Raw genomic sequence first — 20,235 nt, 5'->3', positions numbered from 1 at the left:
TCATATTTATAGCGAGAACAGTATATTATTTTTAAAGAATTTTCATGTTAATAATAGTGAAAAAATATGTAGATTATGAGTGACAAGCCAATTAAAGTAATAGTAGTAGATGATGAACCAAGAGCATTAAATCGCATGAAATTGCTTTTTAATAATTTTCCAGAGGTGGAGCTTTTAGGACTTATTGAAAATGCCGAAATTGCCCTTGAAGCCATTTTAAAACACGAACCCCATTTGGTGTTTATGGATATAGAAATGCCAGGGCGTTCTGGGTTGGAGTTGGCAGATGATATTAATAAAAACAACCTAGATACAAAAATTATTTATATAACCGCTTATGAACATTACGCCATTAAAGCCATAAAAAATGGGGTATTTGATTATTTATTAAAACCGATTAATATAGACGAAGTTAAAGCCACCCTAGAGCGTTACAAAACAAAAGAACTTACCAACCTTAGTAAACGCGAATTTGAAATTATACGCTTGATAGGTCAAGGTTTAAACAGTAAAGCTATTGGAGAAAGCCTGTTTATTAGTCGGCATACTGTGGATACGTATCGGCGCACTATTCTTGAAAAAACAGGCTGTAAAAATGCTGCGGAGCTGATTAGTTATGCTACGCGGAATAATTTGATTTAACTTTTTTTTGTCATTCCCTCGAAGAAGGGATTTATTCGTCATTGCGAAGCAAATTGAAAATTTGCTGTGGCAATCTGTTTGTTTTGTCATTGCGAGAGAAACGAAGCAATCTGTTTGTTTTTACTTCCAATTCATGAGAATACTTCTCCCGATAGTGAACGGGACTTTTTTCTTTCGTGATGATGTTGTTTTCCCATTCCTGTGAGGCAGGAACCCTCTAGTTTCTATGAATTTCTAAATACTATTTTCTCTTAGAAAACAACAAATACAACTTATCGTAAAAATTGTGTGGTTTATCTTTCTTGTTATCCTTGTTTTTTTGCGGTTGGTCTTAACTCTCAATGTTGAGTAGTAATTGTCTCAATTTTAGACATAATTGAGAATATTTTCTGGTTTATTTTTAGTAAAAATCATTAAAATTATGAAACAATTTTACTCTCTTTTAGTTATTCTTTTCTTTTTCTTAAACTTTTCTTATTCACAAACTACAGCTATTCCTGATTCAAACTTTGAGCAAGCACTAATTGACCAAAATATTGATAGTGATGGAATTGTGAATGGACAGGTTATGACCAGTGATATTTCTGATATTACTTATTTAAATGTTACTTTTAAGAATATTTCAGATTTAAGTGGTATTGAAAGTTTTGCTAATTTGGAAAGACTTATATGTTTTAATAATAATTTAACTTCTATAAATGTTAGTAATAACTCAAAGTTAACTTATTTAGTTGTTTCTAATAACCAACTTACCTCACTTGATGTTAGTTTAAACACAATTTTAGATAGATTATTCTGCGACACCAATAATTTAAACTGTATAACAGCAAATCAAAATCAAATAGATAACTATTCATTTTCTCCTCTTTGGCGTAAAGATGAAAAAGCTAATTATAATTTGAATTGTAATTCAGACGATGACAATGATGGTGTTATAAATAATATGGATCTGTGCCCTCAAACACAAGGTGGTTTATCTGTAAATGAATATGGGTGTAATATTTCTAATGAATATACTTTTATTCCAGACTATAACTTTGAGCAAGCTTTGATTGATTTAAACATAGACGGAGATGGAACCATAAACAGGCAGGTGCTAACAAGCGAAATATCTTCTTTAAAATCTTTGGATTTAAATAGTAAAAACATTTTTAGTCTAAGAGGAATTGAAGATTTCGCAGAAGTAGATAGCCTAAATTTACTCAACAATAAACTTTTGGAAATCAACCTAAGTAACAATGCCAATTTATCTTATTTAAATGTTGGGAGTAATAAATTAACTTCTGTGGATATTACATCAAATCCTTTATTGGAAAACCTTGTAGCTTACAATAACAATATTTCATTTATAAACAATAGCAACAATCCAAATTTAACTCACGTCAATGTTTCAAGTAATCAATTAACATCTTTAAATTTAAGTAGTAATTTAAACTTAATTGAGTTGTACTGTGGTTCTAACCAACTTAATCAAGTTAGTGTAGATAGCTATCCAGATTTAACTGTATTAAATGCTAGCAATAATCTATTAACTTTTATTGACGTATCTCAAAATTCTAAACTTTCAGATTTAAACATAGCTAATAATCAAATATTGGCTATTATTAGAAACCCAATTGCTAATTTGATGAGTTTTAATTGTAGTTCAAATCAATTAAACTCTTTGGATGTATCAGATTGGACTAATCTGATAACTATAAGTGCTGATGAAAATTTATATGGCTGTATTACTGTCTCTCAAAATCAATTTAACAATTTACCAAATGATTGGTTGATTCATACAAAAACACCATTTGCCGTTGATTGTAGTAGTAATGATCACGACAACGATGGAGTTTTAAATGAGAATGACAAATGCCCTTATACGCCTGCTGGAGAAACTGTAGATGCAATTGGGTGTTTAACAGATGAATATATCACAATTTCAGATGCAAATTTTGAGCAAGCACTAATAGATTTAGGGGTTGATTCAGATGGCATTATTAATCAAACAGTTTTTAAGCAAGACATAGCTTATCTAACTGGCTTAGATGTTAGGTCAAAAGAGATAAATGATTTATCGAACATAAAGGAGTTTAAATCACTTGAATCATTAATATGTTTTGATAATAATTTAACATCTTTAGATTTGAGTAAAAACCTTAATTTAAAATACCTTGTGTGCGAAAGAAATCAGTTAACAGTATTAAATGTTAAAAATGGAAATAATTTAAATTTTATTAATTTTTACGCAAGAGAAAACCCCAATCTAGCATGTGTACAAGTTGATGACCCTGCATGGTCAAATCTTAATTGGACGAATATTGATGAACAAACTAGTTTTGGTCTAAAATGTGATGGCTTGATTACTTCAATTCCTGATTCAAATTTTGAACAAGCTTTAATTGATTTAAGTATTGATAGTGATGGGACAATTAATGGGCAGGTTTTAACAAGTGATGTAGATTATATCACAACATTAGATGTACAAGGGAAAAATATAGCAGATTTAACAGGTGTTGAAGATTTTGTTGCTTTAACTAATCTAAACTGCGCAAATAACCTGTTGAGTAATATTGATTTAGCTAATAACCTTTTATTAACTGAGTTTTCTTGTAACTTTAATGCTTTATCGAGTATTAATGTTACTCAAAATTTATTGTTAGAAGAATTAGATATAAGCTCAAATTTACTTTCAGATATTAACTTAACATTTAATACAAAATTAAGAGGTTTATATTGTGGGAATTATTCATATAGTGGAGGGGCATATAATAAAAACACAATTTCAAGTCTTGACTTATCCAACAACATATTGCTTACTGATTTAGATATAGGAGAAAGCCAATTTACTTCTATAGATTTAAGTAATAATCCAAAATTAGAATATTTGTATTGCTCTGACAATCTGCTTTCAGAACTGAATTTATCAAATAACACCTCTCTTATAGAATTAGAATGCGCTAACAATAAAATAAATCAGATTGATTTATCAATTTTTCCAAATTTACAGTGGATATATATCAAGAATAATTTATTGACAAGTTTTGATATTTCTAACAACGCTAAGTTAGTATTTGTAGATTGTAGTGATAACCTTTTGGAAGTTTTTATTGCAAAAAATGGATTTAATTCTCTTATAGACCAAAATGTAAACCCAGATTATAATTTCGACGCAACAAATAATCCAGACCTAACTTGCATTCAAGTTGATGATTCAACTTGGAGTACAACAAATTGGGCAAATATAGACCCACAAACCAGTTTTAGTGAAGATTGTGGTGTTTTATGGTCTTCTAGTTTAGATGATACATCAAGCTTTGTTACTACTGATAACGACTTAGATACTTTTAATTGGGAAGTAGAGGGTGGAGGTACATTAAGTAAAGGATTCTCTAGTGGTGGTTCGCGTTTCTTTTCAAAATCTTGGGACTCTAATGTTGGTAACTTAACTCCAGATAATTTACTTATAACTCCAACAGGAGTTATAACAATCCCAGCGCAAGTAGCTTCCATTTCTTTTTCACTAAATGTTGAGGCTTCAAATGCTACAAAACCAGCAGAACATTTTGCCATATATGTTTTTGATGAGGCTTTAGGACAATCATTTGATAATAAAATTCATGAGGAAACATTGACTGTTGGTGGGAATGGGAGTGGAAAAGACATTAATGCATCTATTCCTGTTTCTTTTGCAGGTAAAAACATTGGAATTATTGTAAGACATTATAATACTATTGGTCAAGATAAATTGTATGTAGATGACTTTGAAGTGAGTTATGAGCACCAAGCATTATCTATAGAAAAAGATTTAGTTCAATCAATTTCAGTTCACCCAAACCCAGTTGATGATATTCTTACTATAAACTCTAAAATACAAATAAATAAAGTCGAAGTTTATTCTATACTTGGAAATCGTGTTTTTGAAATTAAAGACACTTCAAAAGTAAACGTTAGTAATTTAGTATCAGGATTGTATTTGGTAAAAATATTTTCTGGGGAGCTTAGTATCATTAAAAAAATTATTGTTGAATAACTAAATTATACAAATACGCTATTAATCAATTCTAAGGGAGAACCAAAGGAAGTAAATTTTTCAAAGCATAATTTACTTCCTTTTTTAGTCTATAGCATTTTGAAATAAACTTTGCTATATTCACTCTATGAAATTTAGCCAAGTATTATTCTTTTTATTCATATCATTTTTGGGATTTTCCCAACAAACAAAATATGTTGATTTTAAAACCGCAAAAGTTGAAATTGGTTTTAGTGATAAAGGAGAAATTGGAGTTGGAGGTTTTATATCTTATGAGTTTGATATTTTAAAAGATATAGATTCAATATTCATTGACGCTAAAGGATTTGACCTAATTTATTGTTCTTTAGATAAGGAAGAACAAGACAGTATTTATGATGGAAAAAAGTTTACGATAAAGCATTCATTCAAAGCTAAAAACACTCACAAATTAGAAGTTTTTTGGTCCATTAACAACCCAAAAAAAGCAATTTATTTTATTGACTGGAAAAACAATGATTCTCTTCAAGATAATCGGCAGGTATGGACTCAAGGTCAAGGTAAATATACCAGTAATTGGATGCCATCCATTGATGATATGAATGAGAAAATTGAGTTTGATATAAACATCACTTACCCTCCTAAAGGATTTGAAGTAATTTCAAATGGGAAATTAATTGAAAAGGACACAACAGGGTATTATAATAAGTGGCATTATGATATGCAAAACCCCATGTCAAGCTATCTAGTTGCTCTCGCCATTGGTAAATACAATAAAAAAGTAGCGTATTCAAATAGCGGCATTCCTTTAGAAATGTATTTCTACCCAGAAGATTCCTTAAAATTCGAACCAACCTATCGCTACACCAAACAACTATTCGATTTTCTAGAAGATGAAATTGGTGTGCCATATCCGTGGCAAAATTACAAAATGGTACCGGTAAAGGACTTTCTGTACGCTGGTATGGAAAATACAAGTCTTAATATTTATTCAGATGCTTTTGTTGTAGATTCCATTGCGTTTGTTGATAAGAATTTTGTGAACATCAATGCACATGAATTAGCACACCAATGGTTTGGGAATTTAGTAACGGCTACTTCTGGAACACACCATTGGTTGCAAGAGGGTTTTGCTACCTATTATGCGCTATTAGCAGAACGAGAAGTTTTTGGTGACGAGTATTACTACTGGAGACTCTACGAATATGCGCAAGAATTAGTAGCACAAGATAAGGCAGGTGGAAGCACTTCGTTATTAGACCCAAAATCTAGTAGCACCACGTTTTATAAAAAAGGGGCTTGGGTGTTACATTTGTTACGGGAAAAAGTAGGGGATATCGCTTTTAAAAAAGGAGTTAAGCGCTATTTAAAGAAGCATCAATTTAAAAATGTTGAGACGGATGATTTTATAAGTGAGGTTGAAACCGCTAGTGGAGCGAATTTGGATGAATTTGTGAAAGTTTGGTTAGAAAGTGAAAAATTGCCAAAAGTAGAAATTAAATTTTTTGATAATTCCTTCGGTTCATATACTATATCGAAAAATGATTTTGCTATTCCTATTAAGTTTGACTTTTATAAATGGAATGATAAAAACAATCAAGGAAGCTTAATTAGTTCAGAATATCAAACTCTAATTTCTAAAAAAGGGTTAGATATATTTGATCATAAAGCAAAATCAATTATTCCTAATCCTAGCTTTGACAAGCTTCTAAATATAAGAATAGAAGATACTAGTAAAGGTTGGTTTAATAGATTCATGCTTTCATCTAATTTTTTAGATAAAATATTTGTGTTGGATAATATTGAACAAATTGATGAAAGGGAAAGAATTAAAATATATAATCATGTACTGTCTATGGAGAATAATATTTTTCTTAGAAAGAAAACTATAAATCTACTTGGAAAAGAACTATTTCTAAATAAATCTATTGTTTTTAAAACTGCATTCAATTTAGAGGAAATAAAAATTCGTCAAGCTATTGCTCAATCTCTTTTAGAAATCCCTTCAGAATTAAAAACAGATTATGAATCACTTCTAAACGACAAATCCTATATCACTATAGAAACCGCCTTATTCAACTTATGGAAAAACTTTCCAGAAGACAGACATAAATACTTAGATAAAACAAAAGAAATTCAGGGTTTCAATAATAAAAACGTTCGAATTCTTTGGTTAACACTCGCTTTAATTACTGACGATTATCAACCTGAAAACAAAACACAATATTTTAAGGAGTTGACAGATTATACAAGTCCGAAATATGGTTTTGAAGTGCGACAAAATGCATTTCAATATTTAAATGAAATAAAAGCTTGTAATGATGATTGTAACAAGAATTTACAACAAGCTGCTAAACATCATAATTGGCGATTTAAAAAGTTTGCTCAATCGCTTTTGGGAGCGGAGTAATTCCGTCATTGCGAGTGCAACGAAGCAATCTAGGATTTCACTTTTGTTGCCTGAGATTACTTCGGTCATACTTCCCTCGTAATGACAAAGACAGTTTTACTTCCTCCGTTCATAATTCGTAGGATTTCTACAAATCAAACAATCTGCCAAATAAGTAATAGAAAGTTCAAAAACACCATCAGTTCTTCCAATGTTTGAAGTATTGAAATCATAAGAAAACCCAAAACGCAAACGTTCAAATTCCAATCCCGCAAAAACATTAACGGATGTTAATAAATGGCTATTGCCACTATTTCTAGCAGGATTTGTAACAGCCATAGCACCTAAAAATAGTTTGTCCAATTTTGCAGTTGCAGCGACATCCAAACGGTTATAAGCGCCTTGTTGCATATAATTTGCCGAAAAAATCATATCGTTATAATCATAATACGGAAATCTATAATTGGCGTGAACGGTATAAAATATATCCAACGGCACATTGTCTCCATCAATGAACGAGATATTTGGTCTGTTTAAATGTTTTATCGCAGCACCTAACCATAAATCGGTATCGTTTCTGGTGTTTCGTTTGTCGAATACAAAACCTGCTGTAAAATCAACAAAACCAATATTTGAATTTGCGTTAGCTGCAAAAGGGTCTGCTGTGGTTGGATTTATAGTGCCTGCATTAATATTGATTTGATCGGATAAAACCAAATTTCTAAAATTAAAGGATTTCATACCATAACCCACTTCAATAGCGGGTCTGAAATACCAATCGTTGGACAATCTAACGATATATGCAAAATTCCCATTGAACTGAAAATGGTTGTAATTCGTACTGTTTTCACGCTGGTTTAAAACACTAAACCCAACGCCGGCACCAATAGTTTCTAACCATGTATTTAAAAACGCATATTCGGTATCTACTTTTAAATCCAAGTGTGGCCATTGGGTCCTGTGCATGATTCCAAAATAGGTAGCTTGTTCAAACCCTGAAAACGCAGGGTTCAAACTTTCGGGCATCATAAAATATTGTGTAAAAACAGGGTCTTGTGCATGTGCCTTAAAACAAAAGCAAGCAGTTATGATCAATATATATAGTCTTACCTTCATTTCTTCTATTTAATTAAAACAACAACACCTTTGCTCGTAATGGTTTCGCCATAAAATGTGTCTCCAGAAAAGGTATAATAGTAATTCCCGTTTTCAGCATTTGCATCTTTTATTTTGCCATCCCATCCTCTTAAGTCATCTCCTTTTTCAGAATAAATCATGCCTCCCCAAGTATCATAGATATTGAGTTCCATATTGGATAATGCAATTTGTGATGGCAGAAAATAATTATTTAAGGCATCATTATTTGGTGTAAACGCATTTGGCATCATTAAGCTATATCCTTTTTCGACATCAAGTATAATTAGTTTTGTATAAACACAGCCAAAAGGATACGTCACAGTTTGGATCACTTCATAAGTGCCAATAGCTTTATAGATGTGAATAGGATTTTCTTCACTTGAAAAATTCCCATCTCCAAAATTCCATGACACACTTACAAAATCTCCAGTTGACGTATTTGTAAATTGAATAGGATCTTCTATAGAATAAAATCCATAAGTGCTGAAAGCAGTTGAACTTAGTGTAAAATCAGGATCGCCCAATTCAGGAATATTTACATTGTATGAAAATGATGTGGAACATCCCATACTATCGGTGACATCAATAATAACGAGTCCGTTATTATCCGTTTCCATGATTTCATTATTTGCACCGCTAACAGTTCCGTTAGACCAATTGATTTGATAGGGCGGTACACCACCACTTGGTTTCGCTATAAAAGATTGCTCAACAGTTTTGGCATCACAATCAAAATCTGTGATGACCTCTACATCTACGAGTAAAGGCTCAAATCTATTAATTGTGAAACTATCTGAAACTTCACAATTATTTGCATCGGTAACCGTAATGCTATAATCTCCCGGTGGAATGTTATTTAAATCCTCCGTAGTTTCGCCATTAGACCATAAATAGGAGAGCGGCAATGTGCCTCCTGTTACAATTAAATTTATGGCCCCACTATTAGCATCATTACAATCTAAGGCGTCCGTTTTTGTTCCAGAAACCTGTAATTCAGCAGGTTCAGTAATTACAAAGGTTTCTGTAATGATACACGGTTTACTATCGGTAATGGTTACGGTATAGGTTCCAGGACCGATATTATTTCGTTCTACGCCAGCAGTTGGATCATCATCCCAATTTAAATCAACTGGGTCAATGCCGCCTTCTAAATTTAAAACGATACGACCGTCATTCGCACCAAAACAAGACACGTTTGTAACATCAGGTGTTATTCGGAAAATTGGTGGTTCTGCAATGATTATAGTGGCTTGTTTTTCACAATCTGTAGCATCAGTCACAGTAATAATATATGTTCCGGGAGATAAATTTGATTGCACTAATCCAGAGCCTAAATTGCTCCAAGCTACAGTATATGGTGGGTTTCCTCCTGAAATATTATTTATCGTAATTGACCCATCATTATCATCATAACATTCTATTTCTGTTGCCGTATAATCAATAATAATTTCATCAGATTCATTTAAAATAACCTCTAAAGTATCGGTACAATCAGATTTATCGGTAACGGTTAAATTGTAAGTTCCCGCAATTAAACCAGTCAAATTTTGACTGGTACTTGTAAATCCATTGGGTCCTATCCAACTATAAGTGTAATCAAAAACACCCGGAGAAATTTCAATTTGCCGTCCACCAGAAATAGCAACGTTAATTTCGCCAGTAGCTTCACCAAAACAAATCACATCCACTTGATTTACTAAACTCGCCTGTAATTCAGGTGGTTCAATAATAGAAAAGCTTTGAACGATTGGGGAACAGTTTTTAGCATCTGTCACGGTAATTTCATAAGTACCCTCATCCAAATTTGATAAGTCTTCAGTTGTTGCAAAAGCGGCTCCATTTCTAGTCCAATTATAAGTGTAAGGCGTCGTGCCTCCAGAAACTTCAATACCTATTTCTCCATCATTCGCATTAAAACACGAAATGGTTTCAGGATCAAAATCTATCATACTAAAAACAAGTTCATCTGGTTCAGTAATTGTAAATGTTTCAGAAAACGGACAACCACCATCATCTAAAATTGAAACCGTATAATCTCCGGGCGCTAGGTTGAAAATATCTTCATTCGTATTGGTGTATCCGTTTGGTCCTGTCCAATTAATTTGATACGGATTTCCAGTTGCAAACGGTACACCTCCTGAAATAGTAATCTCTAACGCACCGCCATTATCGAGATAACAATCGCTATTGGTTTGATTTGTGAGGATGCTTATGGATGGATTTACCGTAATTTCAACTTCAAAATCCACACCAATACAAGTTCCCAAAGTAGGGGTTACAGTATAAGTTACTATGCTCGGATTTGTGGTGGTATTCGTAAGCGTTTGGGAAATAGAACTTTGAGGTGTGATTTCTGCAGATGCACCAGTAATAGTGGCTGCTGGGTTAATAATAGGATTCGTCCATGTATAGGTTGTTCCAATAGGCGCGATATCTCCACCAGAACTATCTGGACTGATATTGAATGCGTTTCCACTACAAATCACATCCGATTTATCGCTGATATTTGGCGTTTCATTCACCATGTTTTCAGAGATCGCAGATGTTATTTCAGTACATCCCCCAGATGAAAATGTAATAATCACATAATAATAAATCGTGCCAACTGTCCCAGACGGTGGTGTATAAGTTGTACCTGTTTCACCTCCAATTGCTGTTCCTGTTGTAGCATCATTTACTGTATTGCTATACCATTGATAAGTTGGTGTACCTACACCATTTGAGTATCCTACTGAAAGCGTATTAAATGTTTCGCCAAAACAGACGGTTTCAGAAATTGGTTGTGTAGTGATGGTTGGCGCCTGATTTATAATGACTTCGGAAGTATCACTAACCACGCTACATCCTGGCCCGGGTTGTGTTATTTCCACATAATAATAAAGTGTGCCAACAGATGCAGTTGGTGGGGAATAAGTGCTATTTGTTGCACCTGAAATTAAAGCACCTCCAGTATTGCTATTAGTTGGATTGCTATACCATTGATAGGTATAGAGAGTTCCCAATCCACCTGTTACAGTTACTTCTAAATCTTGGGGTGTCGTGCCTTGACAAAGTGTTTGGGACACTACTGGTTGTGATGAAATTATGGGATCATCTAGAACGACAACTTCTGAAACGTCGCTTGTAATAGGTGCACATCCGCTTCCGCTGATAGAAATAGTGATGTAATAATAATAAGTTCCTGATGTTGTAAAAGTAGGAGGCTGGTAATTGATACCTGTAGCTCCCGCTATTGGTGTGCCCCCTGTATTGGAATTAGTGGTGTTTGAATACCATTGATAAGTTACCGTTCCCGTACCTCCAGAATGGGTTACCGATAAATCTGTAGTAACATCTCCGCCAACACAAATACTTTGTGTAGCTATGGGATTAGTATCTATTTGAATGCCGTCAACAATTTCGATTGTTGCAACATTTGATGTGATTTCATTACAACCGGCACCAGAAGTAAAAGATGCAATAACATAATAATAAACAATCCCAACAGGATTATTTGGAGGTGTATATGTCGCATTGGTTTCACCTGAAATAGCAGTTCCGGTTGTGGTATTGTTAACCGTATTGCTATACCATTGATAGGTTGGTGTTCCTGGGCCATTAACAGCAACTGATAATTGGTTTATGGGGCCGTTCAAACAAATTATTTCAGATTGTGGCTGAGTTGTATATGCTGGAGCAGGATCAACTGTGATGACTAAATTTACGGAAGCACCAGCACAGGTGCCGTTTGAAGGTGTAATGGTAAAAGTGACATCTTCGGAAGTTGTATTAGAGTTGAATATCGTTTGAGCAGGAATAACATCAGAATTTCCGTTAGGAATAAATCCTGTAACGCCAGCAGGTGCAGTTGCAGTCCACGTGTAAGTTGTTCCAGTAACATCAGATGTCAGATTAACTGGGGCAGTATCTGTTCCAGAACAAATGGTCTGCGTTAAATCAGTATTTGTTAGCGTAGGAATTTCATTGATTACAAAGTCCTCTGTATCTGTTGTCGTGCCGCAACTTGAAGTGACACTAAAGGTAACTTGATAATTCCCCGGTGTATTATAAACTATGGTCCCTGGATCTAAGGTGTTTGCCGTTGCTGGTGTTCCTCCCGGAAAGTCCCAACTGTAAGTAATGGTTTCTGAAACAGGAGCACAGGTATTTACATTTGCAGTAGGTGTTATGGAAGCAGTTCCACAAAAATCTGCAATGGCATTAATTGTATTCGTTGGTGGGCGTTTAACTTCTATATTTTGGGAAACAGAATCGGTGCCGCAGGTATTTGTAGTCGTAAGTGTAAGGGTATAAGTTCCCGCGCTGATAAATTCAAAAGAAGGAGAAGCAGATGCTTCATCTGTGCCATTGGTAAATCTCCATTGCCCGAAACTAGTCCCACAAAAACCTGGAGTATATGCAACTTCCCATAAATAGGTAACGCCGCCACAGCTATCCGTTAAATCTGTAGTATTAGTAGCTTGTACGGCGAGTGGTGTACAGCCATTAGCGCTATCTAGAGTAAAATCTGCAACCAGTTCAGGTTCAATACAAATTGTTTTAGTCACGGTATTGGTAACACCACAGGAATTTTCAGCATAAAGCGACACCGTGAAAGTTCCTGTTGTGGTATAGGTGTGCGTTGGATTCCTATCATTCGATGTTGTTCCGTCACCAAAGTCCCAGAAATATCCATCGTTAACCGCACAATTGTTGGTATAACCATCTAAAGAGGTGTTTTCAAACAAAACAGGTGTATTAACACAACTTGTTGGAGGGTCTTCAAAATCAACCTCTGGTTTTCTCAGAATAATTATCGGACCAGCAGTTAAATTTGTTTGCCCACATGATGTCGTAATCAATAAAACCACAGTATAGAAATCTGGACAACTTGTTGACGTATATGTATGCGGTATCGGAAAATCTTGCGAATTAACAGGATCCGCAGCATTAAAATATATAGAGGCTTCTAATTGTGCTTGTGAATAAATTGCGCTTGCACCATCTCCAAAATCCACAAAATAATTGGTATCGGGAGGATTTGATGCCCAAGAGCCAATAGCAAATTCCAACGGATTTGCAGGCGTACATAAATTTACGGTGTTTCCGGGATTTACGATAGATCCGGTAGGGTTACTGGAATTTTTTATGAGGTAACGTACGGTATTGTCACAATTGGTGCCATTACCCGTAATATCCATATTGAAAGAGCCTAATTGCGTATAGGTATGGCTCGCCGGAAACGTAACGCCCGTTTCAACTGGACTGCCATCTCCCCAATCTACATCATAAGAATTCAGACAGGTTGAAACATTATCAATATCGACATTAATGGTGTAAGACGGATCTGTAGTATTGTTTCCACAGTTATTAAAGGGATCAAATCTGCTATCAACATCATAAAATTCCAACAAAGGTTTTTGTCTTACCGTAACTTGTTTCATAATTGAAGCTGTACAACCATTGTTGTCCGTAACGGTAAGCGTAGCATTGAATATTTGATTGCCGCACCCTAGAGATGTAAATTCATGTGTGGGATTATTGCTTGTAGAACTGCCACCACCACTAAATGTCCAACTATAGCTAAAAGGGGCAGCCCCAGTAACATTTGATGTAAAATTTACTGGTGTTCCAGAGCACGTATCATCGTTGTTAAAAGTGAAATCTACCGTTGGTAACTCATTAACAGTTATTGTTGCAGAGCTATTTAAGTTGGTAACATCACCTAAACTATCTTCAACAGACACCAATTGATACGTAAAGGTTCCAGCTGTAGCGGTACTCACAGCCAAATCAACAGAATCGTTAGATCCGGTAGTAACTATTGTTAAATTCCCACCGCCATTAAGGGTGTATGTAAATGTATATGGGGCTGTGCCGCCAGAACCGGTAAACGTGATTTCTGGTTGGGGCGTGCTGTTTATACAAACATCGGTAGTTCCAGAAATTGTAGCCGAAGGCGGTAATACTAATTTAGAACTATTATGATTTATAAAAGACAACCCTTTATTAACCGATTGAAAATCTTGATATTCTGTAAAGTTTAGTCCGAAAAATGAAGCAATTATTAATGAGGAAAATAATGCAACAAGAAAACATTTCTTCAGCATACATAAAAGTTAAGTTAATAGCTGAGACTAAAATATATATTCTTTTTAAGCTACTCCCATAAAAATCGAAATAATGTATTTTTTTCCTTTAAAATACCTAGAGTTGGGTATCATACCAAATAATTTTACGATTGTAAATGTATCTTTTACTTGTAATACCTTATTTAGTTATATTTATAAATTAAAAAAGACATATGAAAGCCCTAGTCATATCAGGAGGAGGAAGTAAAGGTGCCTATGCCGGAGGTGTTGCACAATATTTAATGGAGGTTGAAGGACGTGATTATGATATATTTCTTGGGACTTCAACAGGGAGTTTATTGGTGCCACATTTGGCTGCTGGCGAAATTGATAAATTGTATGATGTATATACCAATGTGCAACAGCATGATATATTTAGTGTCAATCCGTTCGTTTTAAGGAAAAAAGGAAATCGGGAATTCGTTTCCATTGACTTTTTAAATGTATTGTGGCAGTTTATTAAATTTAAGCGCACTTTTGGTGAAAGCAAAGCTCTAAAACGCCACATTAAAAAGCATTTTGGCAAAGAAGAGTTTGATAAGATAAAAACCACAAAGGATGATGTTGTTGTAACAGTTTCTAACCTTTCTAAAAACAGGGTAGAGTATAAGTCGATCAAGGATTTTACCTATGATGAATTTTGCGATTGGATTTGGATTTCCTGTAACTATATTCCATTTATGTCTTTAGTTAAAAAGAATGGTTTTGAATATGCCGATGGCGGATTGGGCTGTGTCATTCCAATACGAGAAGCTATTTTAAGAGGCGCAACAGAAGTAGATGCTATTGTTTTAGAATCAGAATCCTTAGAGTATAATAAGGTGTTAGGGAAAAACCCTTTTTCATTGATGATAAACCTATTTGGGCATTTAGCAGATCAGTTAGAACGCAATGATATCATGATTGGTAAGCTGGCCGCAAAAAATAAAGATGTAAAACTTAATTTGTATTACACACCAACTAAACTTACCGAAAACTCATTAATCTTCAATAAAAAATTAATGACATCTTGGTGGGAGCAAGGTTGGGAATATGCCCAGGAAAAATGTGAACAGGCCAAATCTAATGAGTTGAGGTTGGATAAATAGCCATCTAAAACAACTCACTAACTTCTTCTTTTAAAATTGAAATTGCTGCATCACTAGGAGAATGGCGTTCCATCATTTCAGTTAAAAGCACTTCGCGCAATTTATTTGCAGAATCTGTTTTTTCAGAAAGATTTGCTTTTCGAATTAATTGAACAGTCGCACTTTTTGCTGTACATATAACGCTCCAACATTTCTCACTTACATAAATTTGTTGTGCTAAATTATGCTCCATTTCCTGTTGAATACTTTGTATCAATAAAGCTTCATAAGCATCTTTATCTGAGGATGTTGGTATTACTCTTAATAATAGTTTGTTTGGTGAAATGCGCTCCAAGAATAATGTTAATCTTTCATAGGCCTGAAGGCGTAGCGGTAGAGAGGTAGTTTGTAAATCTTTCTTTAATAAAAACCGTCTGCGACCATCTTCATTTTCCGTATGAGTCTTGAAAAAATAATAAGCAATCAATCCTGTAATTAAGGACGGTATTGTAAATAAAAATAAGTCTATAATTCTGCTGGATTCCATATTGATAGTGGTTAAGTTAGTTAACTAGGGTTGCTTTATGTTTACCTCCCAAATATACACAATCTTTCAAATTTTGCATGCCATTAAATGGTACAGGTGTTTTTTGATACATGTAGGTCTTATCTAATTCCTTTGATAAATTATGGTCATCTACATTAATCTCAACATCACTCATTTTAAATTCACATGGGTGTTCATAACCAGCTGCATGCGTAATTTCAACCAATTCTTTTCTAAAGGTTTTAAAATACTGTGCTAATCTTACGGATTTTAGAGTAGGGTCAATCCCATTTTGCAACCACTTGCTTTGAGTGGCAATTCCGCTGGGACAACGGTTAGTATGACATACTTGCGCCTGAATACAACCAATACTCATCATGGCTTCACGAGCCACATTAATACAATCTGCGCCCATAGCAAATGCCATGGCAGCTTTAGCAGGAAAACCAAGTTTCCCACTTCCTATAAACACAATCCGTTCACTTAAACCTTTTGCTTTAAAAAGTTTATACACATCACTAAATCCATATACCCATGGCAAAGAAACATGGTCTGCAAAACTTGGAGGTGCAGCACCAGTTCCGCCTTCACCACCGTCAACAGTAATAAAATCCGGGCCCTTTCCTGTTTTTTTCATAATATCGGCTAGTTCTTCCCATTGTTCTAATTTTCCAATAGCCGCTTTAATGCCAACCGGAAGCCCAGTCTTTTCAGCAATAGCTTCAATAAAATCTACCATTTCAGGAACGTTGGAAAACGCTTTGTGGTTTGGAGGGGATAGTACATCTTTACCAACCTCAACACCTCTAATTTCGGCTATTTGTTTTGTGATTTTTGCACCTGGAAGCACACCGCCCTTTCCTGGTTTTGCTCCTTGCGATAGTTTTACCTCAATAGCTCTCACAAACGGATGGTCTTCAACCAACTTTACCATCTTTTCCATAGAAAAACCACCATCTTCGGCACGAACACCAAAATAGCCGGTTCCAAAGTGAAATATTACATCGCCGCCGTTTTTATGATAAGGAGATAGGCCACCTTCTCCTGTATTGTGATAAGCACCTGCAATTTTAACGCCTTTGTTTAAGGATTCTATCGCTTTCGCGGAAAGTGAACCAAAACTCATAGCCGAAACATTTATAACTGATGCTGGACGATAAGGCGTTTTACGTTTATTAAATGCGCCCATAACCTTTGCGCAGGGTAAAAATGTTTTATCAATTTTATTAGGATGGTTTTCAGGAAGTTTATAAGGCATCATCGCATTATTGATAAAAATATGGTGATGCGCATAAATATCCCTGTCGGTTCCAAAACCCTCGTAATTATTTTCCCTTTTTGCCGAGGCATATACCCAACCGCGCTCTATCCGGTTAAAAGGCAATTCTTCTCGATTATTGGCTACAAAATATTGGCGCATTTCTGGACCAATACTTTCCAACCAATATCTTAAATGCCCAACCACAGGATAGTTATGACTGATAGTATGGGCCTTTTGGAAAAAGATATCGCGAATAGCTATTAGCAATAAGCATATTAAAACCCATAACCACCAAGGAATTTGACTTAAAAAATCTAACATATGTATTATGAATTTTAATTCAACAGAATTGTAAAGATATTTAAAAATAAAAAACTGTAACAAATCGGCTAATTGTTTATAATTATTGATAAATCTGATTTATTATCCCACTAACAATGGTTATTTTCACATATTGAAAAAGAAATAACATTGGAGAAATATTTAAGTCAGTTAAATAGCGCACAATTAGAGCCCACCATTCAGGTTGACGGCCCCATGATAGTCATTGCGGGAGCGGGATCTGGGAAAACCCGTGTGCTTACCTTTCGGATTGCTTACATGATGAGCAAGGGGATTGATCCGTTTAATATCCTATCATTAACCTTTACCAATAAGGCAGCTCGGGAAATGAAAGACCGTATTGCATCTATTGTTGGTGCAAGCGAAGCGAAGAATTTATGGATGGGGACCTTTCACTCTGTGTTTGCTAAAATCCTGCGTATTGAAGCTGATAGATTAGGCTACCCAAGTAATTTCACGATTTATGATACCCAAGATTCCGATAGATTGATTGCTTCCATCATTAAGGAAATGCAATTGGATAAGGATATCTACAAGTACAAACAGGTGCGTTCTCGTATTTCATCCTATAAAAACAGTTTGATTACAGTACGTGCTTATTTTCAAAATCCAGAATTAAAGGAAGCCGATACCATGGCGCGTCGCCCAAGAATGGGAGATATTTATAAAGCTTATGTTGAGCGCTGTTTTAAAGCTGGCGCAATGGATTTTGATGATTTACTGTTGAAAACCAATGAACTTTTGACCCGTTTTCCTGAAGTATTGGCTAAATACCAAAACCGATTCAAATATATTTTAGTGGATGAGTATCAGGATACAAACCATTCGCAGTATTTAATAGTGCGGGCGTTGTCAGATAAATTCCAAAATATATGTGTCGTTGGAGATGATGCGCAAAGTATTTATGCCTTCCGCGGAGCGAATATCAATAATATTTTAAACTTTCAAAAAGATTATGATGATGTAAAAGTGTTTCGACTGGAGCAAAATTACCGTTCTACAAAAAACATAGTTAATGCTGCAAATTCCATCATCGATAAAAACCAGACGAAACTTGATAAAATAGTTTGGACCGCCAATGATGAAGGTGCGAAAATAAAAGTAAATCGTTCGTTAACCGATGGCGACGAAGGCCGTTATGTGGCAAGTACCATTTGGGAAAACAAAATGCAACATCAGTTGCAAAATAGTGATTTCGCAATTCTTTATAGAACCAATGCGCAATCCCGTGCTATAGAGGATGCGTTGCGAAAACGAGATATTCCTTATAGAATTTATGGTGGTTTATCGTTTTACCAACGGAAGGAAATTAAGGATGTACTGTCTTATTTACGGTTGATTATAAACCCTGCCGATGAGGAAGCTTTAAAAAGAGTGATTAATTTTCCGCCTCGTGGCATTGGACAAACTACGGTCGATAAGTTGATAGTTTCGGCAAATGGTTATGGACGTACCATTTTTGAAGTGATGAAAAACATTGATAAAACCGATGTTAAGATCAACTCTGGAACGCGAACAAAACTTCAAAATTTTGTAACCTTAATTGAAAGTTTCCAAGTGTTAAATCAAACTGCCGATGTTTTTGAATTGGCAGAACATGTGACCAGAACAACGGGTTTGATAAAAGAATTCAATAAAGACGGCACGCCAGAAGGTGTTGCTAAAATGGAAAATATTGAAGAGCTTTTAAACGGTATGAAAGACTTTGTGGAAGGTCAAAAAGAAGTTGCAGACACTACGGGTAATTTAGCTGAATTTTTAGAGGATGTGGCCTTGGCGACCGATTTAGATGCCGATAAAGGCGACAAAGATCATGTGGCGTTAATGACGATACATTTAGCAAAGGGCTTGGAATTTCCGTATGTATTTATCGTTGGTTTAGAGGAAGATTTATTCCCAAGTGCGATGAGTATGAACACCCGAAGTGAATTGGAGGAGGAGCGACGTTTATTTTACGTAGCGTTGACCAGGGCCGAAAAACAAGCCTATTTAACCTATGCTTTATCCAGATACCGATGGGGAAAATTGATTGATTCTGAACCCAGCCGATTTATTGAAGAAATTGATGAAGAGTATTTAGATATTGTCACACCAATTGAAGAACGACGTTATAACCCGATGTTGGATTCCAGTATTTTTGGGGATGTAGAACCTAATAAAGTGTCTCCAAATAAAATAAGGTTTAAGCCCGCAAAAACAATTGAACGCAAAAAAGGAACTTCAAAATCTGAACCTGAAAAATTTCAGGTGTCAACACCAAAACACTTAAAACCAGTTTCAAAAACCAGTAATGGTGCAGCAAATTTGTTTGATAATAAGTTAGCAGTTGGCAATATTGTAAAACACATCCGTTTTGGTAATGGCGAGGTCATTAAAATTGAAGGACAAGGTGCAGATACCAAAGCAGAAATAAAGTTTGAAACAGGTGGAAGCAAGAAGTTGTTGTTGCGTTTTGCGAAGTTGGAAGTGATTGGGTAGGTTTTAGTAGGCAGTTGGCAGTATTTAGTTTACAGTCTCAGTCGCAGTTTTCAGTTAGTTTTGTCTATATTTAAATATTCCGCCAACAATTTCCCATCATAGCCCAATTTACCTGTCATCGGTCATCTGTCTTCCGTCAAAATACAGTCTCAGTTTACGGTAAACAGTCTCAGTCGCAGTAATCAGTAAATCCATAGTGTATAAAGTTTTCAAAGTCGAAAAATACTCTGTGAATCCTTTAGATTAGCAAAACAATAAAACCTTTTAA

The 20,235-nt window shown here is 34.9% G+C and carries 9 protein-coding genes; 5 read left to right on the top strand and 4 right to left on the bottom strand.

Features of this window, described 5'->3' with window-relative positions:
* The first annotated feature begins 75 nt into the window (after positions 1-75).
* From ABXQ82_RS13230 to ABXQ82_RS13220, 3 genes are all read left to right on the top strand, one after another.
* Complete coding sequence (locus tag ABXQ82_RS13230; protein WP_367060440.1) at positions 76-642, top strand: response regulator transcription factor; 567 nt, start codon at positions 76-78, stop codon at positions 640-642.
* A 421-nt stretch (positions 643-1,063) separates the two neighbouring features.
* A complete protein-coding gene (locus ABXQ82_RS13225) occupies positions 1,064-4,657 on the top strand; it encodes a T9SS type A sorting domain-containing protein (protein ID WP_367060437.1) in 3,594 nt (1,197 codons plus the stop codon).
* A 127-nt stretch (positions 4,658-4,784) separates the two neighbouring features.
* A complete protein-coding gene (locus ABXQ82_RS13220; protein WP_367060434.1) occupies positions 4,785-7,046 on the top strand; it encodes a M1 family metallopeptidase in 2,262 nt (753 codons plus the stop codon).
* Between the two features lie 96 nt (positions 7,047-7,142).
* Here ABXQ82_RS13220 and ABXQ82_RS13215 read toward each other — a convergent pair whose 3' ends face one another.
* Together ABXQ82_RS13215 and ABXQ82_RS13210 are read right to left on the bottom strand one after the other, a co-directional pair.
* The gene (locus ABXQ82_RS13215) at positions 7,143-8,141 is read right to left on the bottom strand and encodes a PorP/SprF family type IX secretion system membrane protein (RefSeq protein ID WP_367060431.1); all 999 of its coding nucleotides are present in this window, start codon (positions 8,139-8,141) and stop codon (positions 7,143-7,145) included.
* 5 nt (positions 8,142-8,146) lie between these two features.
* Positions 8,147-14,251, bottom strand: coding sequence for a PKD domain-containing protein (locus tag ABXQ82_RS13210; RefSeq protein ID WP_367060428.1), 6,105 nt, complete (start codon positions 14,249-14,251; stop codon positions 8,147-8,149).
* 194 nt (positions 14,252-14,445) lie between these two features.
* On the opposite strand from ABXQ82_RS13210, the gene ABXQ82_RS13205 reads away from it, so the two are divergent.
* Positions 14,446-15,360: a patatin-like phospholipase family protein gene (locus ABXQ82_RS13205; protein ID WP_367060425.1), complete on the top strand. Its 915-nt coding sequence runs from the start codon at positions 14,446-14,448 to the stop codon at positions 15,358-15,360.
* A gap of 4 nt (positions 15,361-15,364) precedes the next feature.
* Here the strand turns inward: ABXQ82_RS13205 and ABXQ82_RS13200 are convergent, their stop codons facing one another.
* Together ABXQ82_RS13200 and ABXQ82_RS13195 are read right to left on the bottom strand one after the other, a co-directional pair.
* Positions 15,365-15,886: a hypothetical protein gene (locus tag ABXQ82_RS13200; protein WP_367060422.1), complete on the bottom strand. Its 522-nt coding sequence runs from the start codon at positions 15,884-15,886 to the stop codon at positions 15,365-15,367.
* 16 nt (positions 15,887-15,902) lie between these two features.
* Positions 15,903-17,468: an FMN-binding glutamate synthase family protein gene (locus ABXQ82_RS13195; RefSeq protein WP_367060419.1), complete on the bottom strand. Its 1,566-nt coding sequence runs from the start codon at positions 17,466-17,468 to the stop codon at positions 15,903-15,905.
* A gap of 150 nt (positions 17,469-17,618) precedes the next feature.
* Between ABXQ82_RS13195 and ABXQ82_RS13190 the strand changes: the two genes are divergently transcribed.
* On the top strand, positions 17,619-19,967 hold the full coding sequence (locus ABXQ82_RS13190) for a UvrD-helicase domain-containing protein (RefSeq protein ID WP_367060416.1): 2,349 nt from the start codon (positions 17,619-17,621) through the stop codon (positions 19,965-19,967).
* The last annotated feature ends 268 nt before the right edge of the window (positions 19,968-20,235 follow it).

Source organism: Algibacter sp. 2305UL17-15, from assembly GCF_040720935.1.
In the GTDB taxonomy this organism is placed as follows: domain Bacteria; phylum Bacteroidota; class Bacteroidia; order Flavobacteriales; family Flavobacteriaceae; genus Jejuia.
The sequence above is the reverse complement of the archived record's forward strand: the minus strand, read 5'-3'. Positions and strand labels throughout refer to the sequence as shown.